This window comes from Komagataeibacter ossonobensis, from assembly GCF_057359305.1.
On sequence record NZ_JBXAYQ010000086.1, the window covers coordinates 1 to 5,000 of the forward strand.

At 51.4% G+C, this 5,000-nt stretch carries 3 protein-coding genes; all 3 read right to left on the reverse strand.

What is annotated here, in order from left to right; translation table 11 throughout:
- Positions 1-108 precede the first annotated feature (108 nt).
- Complete coding sequence (locus tag AC1RQ9_RS18475; protein WP_485988058.1) at positions 109-2,658, reverse strand: TonB-dependent siderophore receptor; 2,550 nt, start codon at positions 2,656-2,658, stop codon at positions 109-111.
- Between the two features lie 132 nt (positions 2,659-2,790).
- Entirely contained in the window at positions 2,791-3,795 is a 1,005-nt protein-coding gene (locus tag AC1RQ9_RS18480; protein ID WP_485988060.1) for a FecR family protein, read from the reverse strand.
- Positions 3,796-3,902: 107 nt separating this feature from the next.
- Positions 3,903-4,424: a sigma-70 family RNA polymerase sigma factor gene (locus tag AC1RQ9_RS18485; protein WP_169797759.1), complete on the reverse strand. Its 522-nt coding sequence runs from the start codon at positions 4,422-4,424 to the stop codon at positions 3,903-3,905.
- Positions 4,425-5,000: the final 576 nt, after the last annotated feature.

The window sequence follows — 5,000 nt, forward strand, 5'->3', positions numbered from 1 at the left end:
GCCCTACGCATATTGCAGCGGCGTTGCCCCACGACTTTGGCATCGAGACGAGGGGCAATACATTGATTTGAAATAAGGAAAGTCGATGCAGTTTCAGGCGGTAAAATTTCACCAATTATAAGTTAAATTCCCATAGACCCGTCGACCTTGACCGACAAAGCAATTAAATGTGCTACATGATGTCACATAATATTTGTTTGTCAGATTGGATATTGCCAACTGCGCCTTCAATCCCTTTAGCGTAGGCGTCATATTTCCGAAATCGTAATGCGCGCCGATATCGAACAGAGTATAGGGTTTCGTCTTGAACGATTCGACTTCATCCGCATAAGTATATCCTATGTAGCGCAGCCCCCAATTAAGTCCGAATCCCTTGAAGATATTCCGTGGAAGCGTGTAATCGAAAAATACCGAAGCCATATTCCGTGGCACCTGAGGCACGGACATTCCCTGTTCAGAAATGGCATTTCCATAATATGAACTCGTATATGGATTGAACCTCTGTTCCGTCAGATTCGTCTTTGCGAAACGGACATCCGTATAGCTGTAAGATGCGACCATTCGCAGGTCCTTCATGATATTCGCATTCGCGGATATTTCAAAACCCTGCGACCGGACATGTCCCCCATCGCTACTATATCCTGTATGGACCAGATCACTGATTAGATAATGATCTTCATTGATCCGAAACGCTGATGCCGTAATCAGGATATCCTTGTTCGGAACCTTATATTTAAGACCGGCTTCAAGCTGGTTTCCCGTCAGCGGGGCGAACGGCGTTCCGCGCCAGTCGGTGGACGTCTGCGGAATGAATGATGTCGCGTAACTAAAATAAGGAGAAAGGCCGAATTTGAATTTATAAATTAGGCCCGCCCGCCATGTAAAAGCATGCCGAGGCTGTGGCGCGTATTTTGTATAATTAGACGACGCCGGATATGAACCTATTGTAGATTTACTTCCATAATTTCCAGAGAAATTCACCCAGTCTTCGCGACCACCGAGAAGAACGGACAGTCCCTTCCATTTGATCTGATCTTGAAAATACACACCTTCCTGAAAATAGGAATACTTGCTGGATACCCCATAATTTTCACATTTTGCAGAATTCATGTTATAGCACGGGACATAATTTGGCTGCGGATTATACACGTCTACCAAAGGGAAACTTGTAAAATCAAAAACGCTATTCCCCCCGCTGCTATACTGCCTGAAATCAGACCCTACTACCCATGTATGCCTGACAGGACCAGTTGAAAAATTCCCTGACACGCGACTGTCAAGTCCAACCGTCCTGTCCCGTGACCGGTTGTCCCATGTAGCAATTTCTTCTTCGGTTGGGCTGACGCTTCCGTTCAGATAGGATGTTTTTTGCGTTTGATGAGAATTTTCCCATCGGAAGGTTTGGGAGAATGTCACATATCTGTTGAACTCATGTTTGAATTGATATTCAAACATCTCGGCGTCCTCTCCCATTTTATTCCAGTTCGGCGTTCCTAAAAAATGTGATCGTGGAATTTCAGGGTAAGTACTATTTCGGATCAATGTTCCAAGTATCGGCTCCTGATTTGCATAAGCGGTCCCATCCCCTGGCGTGTACATATACATGCCAAGGAGATTTAATGACGTCTTTTCATCAATATCCCATGCTATCGACGGCAGGACGCCGACCCTGTGATAATTGACATGATCCACCTGCGTGCCTTGCGTCACACCAATTGCCGCAACACGATAACGAAGGTTTCCACTTTTTGTAATCTTGTCACTCAAATCAACAGTAGTTTCATAACGACCCCAGTTGCCAAACCCTACCGACACTTGATGAAGGGGCGTATCTGTCGGTTTCTTCAACTCCGTTGCGATCATGCCGCCCGGATTGGTCTGTCCATACATAACCGAAGCCGGACCGTTGACTGCTTCGATACGTTCCAGAAAGGCAGGTTCTCCACTGCTGCTGGAATTTGTCATCAGGCCATCAACAAATTGCGTCGTACTGAAGCCACGCTGCATGATGCCCACGCTCGTCGAGCCGGATCCATTCCCATAGGTTCCATCAGCTTCTGAATACACACCCGGCGTATATCGTAGCGCCTCCACGACGCTTTGGGACTGCTGGTCCTGCATCAGTTGCTTTGTGACGACATAGATCGAGTTGGGGATTTCGGTAAGAGGCGTATCTGTCTTGGTACCCGCCATGGTCGTTGTTGCAACGTACCCAACGCCTGGCCCGGTCGGATCCTGATGCGCAACGGTTCCACCCACACGGACAGGACCAAGCGTGATGTTGGCGGCTGCTTTCACAAGCGTCACAACATTCCCTGAAAGACGATAGGTTAGCCCCGTGCCTACAAGCAACTGTGCCAGTGCCTGCTGCGCACTCATGCGCCCGGCCACGCCTGGAGACGATAATCCCTGAATAACGGACGTCTCTACCGAAACCTGCTTTCCAGACTGCGCCCCAAAAGACGTCAACGCCCTTGCGAGGGACCCCGCAGGAACGGAAAAGCTTTTTGACTGGTCGGCAGTCATCGTAGATGAAACTACCGTTTGAGCAAAAGCACCTGATGTTCCGGCAACGGAAGCCAGTGCCGAGCTTGTCATCAGAATTGCAGCTATAATTTTTCGGTCAGCACCGACACCCACGTTCCGTCGCAACGGCATTGTTTCCCTTACTGTGCTCTACTTAGCAGGGGAGACGCCGTTAATGCGACTGCATTGCAGTTTCATCCCCTACTTGAGCGACGGGTGCCGAGAAAATTTTTTCCCTCTTTTTTATGATCGAATACGAAAAAATTAGAAGTCAGAGATTATGACAAGCCAGGGCGTCACACGCCTTACGACTACACCCTCATGGGCCTGCACCAAGGCATGGAGCGCTCCCAGTGGGTTATTCAGGTCATAAACCCCTGTAACTCGCCGTGCAGCAAAGTCTGAACTACCGAGCACGATCATCCCTTTGAAGTAGGGACGAAGCTTTTCCACCACATCAGACACCGGCTGATCGCTGGCGATCAACTGTCCATGTCGCCAAGCGGCGATCTCGTTCCCGTCAGCATTCGCGCGGTGGAAACCGCCCGTCCATCCCACGCGGATCGCCTGTCCTGCCTGCAAATGTTCTGAAATCCGAAAAGAAGGAGAGGCGTCTACCTGTACGGCTCCCTGCACGACCGCAATATCCGTACTATCCGCCTCAAAAGCGACTTCAAACGCGGTGCCGATATCCGTTGTGCGGACGCTATGAGCATCGACAGCAAACGGGCGCGCTGCATCATGCGTAACTTTAAAAAAGGCACGACCTTTCAAAAGACGAATATTGCGTTGGGACCCTTTATAATCCACAGCAATGGCACTCTGAGGGGCAAGCTCGACGTCCGTACCATCAGCAAGCCGGATCGACTGTTGCTGAGCCGTGCCCGTTGTATAATCAGCCTGCCACCAGAGAAGAGCTTTCGGGGCTATCAGCAGAGCGAGACAGGCCGCCAGTGCCATTCCTGCCCCGGCTACGGGAACCATTCGCCTCGACAGGATGCGCTTCGATGGGCGAGGAGCCACCTCATCCGCCAAGTCTCGCACTTCAAATACACGAACAGCAGCACCTTCATGCACTGCTGCGGGACCAATCAGGTCATATGCCTGCGCCGTCTCGGCCCATGCTTTTCTGTTGGCTGGGTGAGCCGAAAGCCAGTCAGCGAAACGGGCGCGCAGATCGGGATCGTCAGGCTCATCTTCCAAAAAGATAAGCCAGTCCGTTGCCTCCCTTGTCGCCCGTTCGTCTTCGCTCTCTGTCCCTGCCGTCATTCCTCTCCCGATACTCAAGCATCATGTTGGTCGCCGCATGCCCGAACATGGACGAGATCAATCCCTACTTCATAAACGAAGCAGCGCAGATTTTTTTCTATAATGATTTACGGGAACGACTTCAGACGTCTCCGGCAATGTGCCACGCCTTCGGCAATCAGATTATGCGCACGCGTTACCGAGATTCCCAGCCGCGCGGCAACCTCTCTTGTCTTCAATCCCTCAAGACGGTGCAATTCCACAGCCATTCTTGTGCGTTCCGGGAGTTCTGCAAGAGCATCGCGCACAATAGCCAGTTGCTGACGATGCTGAATCTCAACTTCGGGAACAGCCCGCTCATCTGGTTGAAGATGGGTTGTCTCGCTTCCGTTACCCGAGATCACATAACGACTACGGCTGATCTGTGCCCGTCTGCCGTCGAGAGCAATATTTCTGACAATGCGGAAGAGGTAGCGGAGCGGTTCACGAACGAAATTCGGATCAGCCTGGGAGACCGTCGAAAAACGAACCCATGCCTCCTGAACGATATCCTCGCTTTGCGTCGTAGTCCCCGTCACAGCGGTCGCGTAGTCGACCAGCCGTTTGCGGTTCTGCACGAACAGACTCAGATTGTCCTTCTCGCTGTCCAAAGGTGCGCTGTCCACTTCATCACGCGGTCATACGAATCCGCTTCACCACATTAAGAACCATTCTTATCTGGTAGCTACGTGACGACGACCTGGAAGGCAAGGAGAAGGTTCGCGGGTCGGCCCCGCATTGGGAGGCTTGGGCCGATTCCTACCCTTCCCAACCCTCGACTGGCGCGCTCCTCACGCAGCGTTGCTACGCGAGATTTCTCTCCCGAATGATTCCTATATGATTCCAGTTGGCGTCCTGAAACGCAGAAAGCCCGCTCTGCGAGCGGGCTAACTACTTGATTTCGTTTAGAAATTTTGGTTGCGGGGGCAGGATTTGAACCTGCGGCCTTCAGGTTATGAGAAAGATTTTTTAGCCTACGCTGGCCAGCGCCCGTGCCGACAGAATAGCGCCGGACCACGAAAACCCTTTGTTTTTCCTTGAAAAATTACCCCGTCGGGATACGTCATTCCTTCACCGACTACGCTCGGTTGCGCTCTCATCTGTTTCCTATGTGTTTCCTGCGGTGGAGGCGAGAATGGCCCGGCTCAACAAGAAAACCGTCACGGCGGCGACGCCCGAAGCAAAAG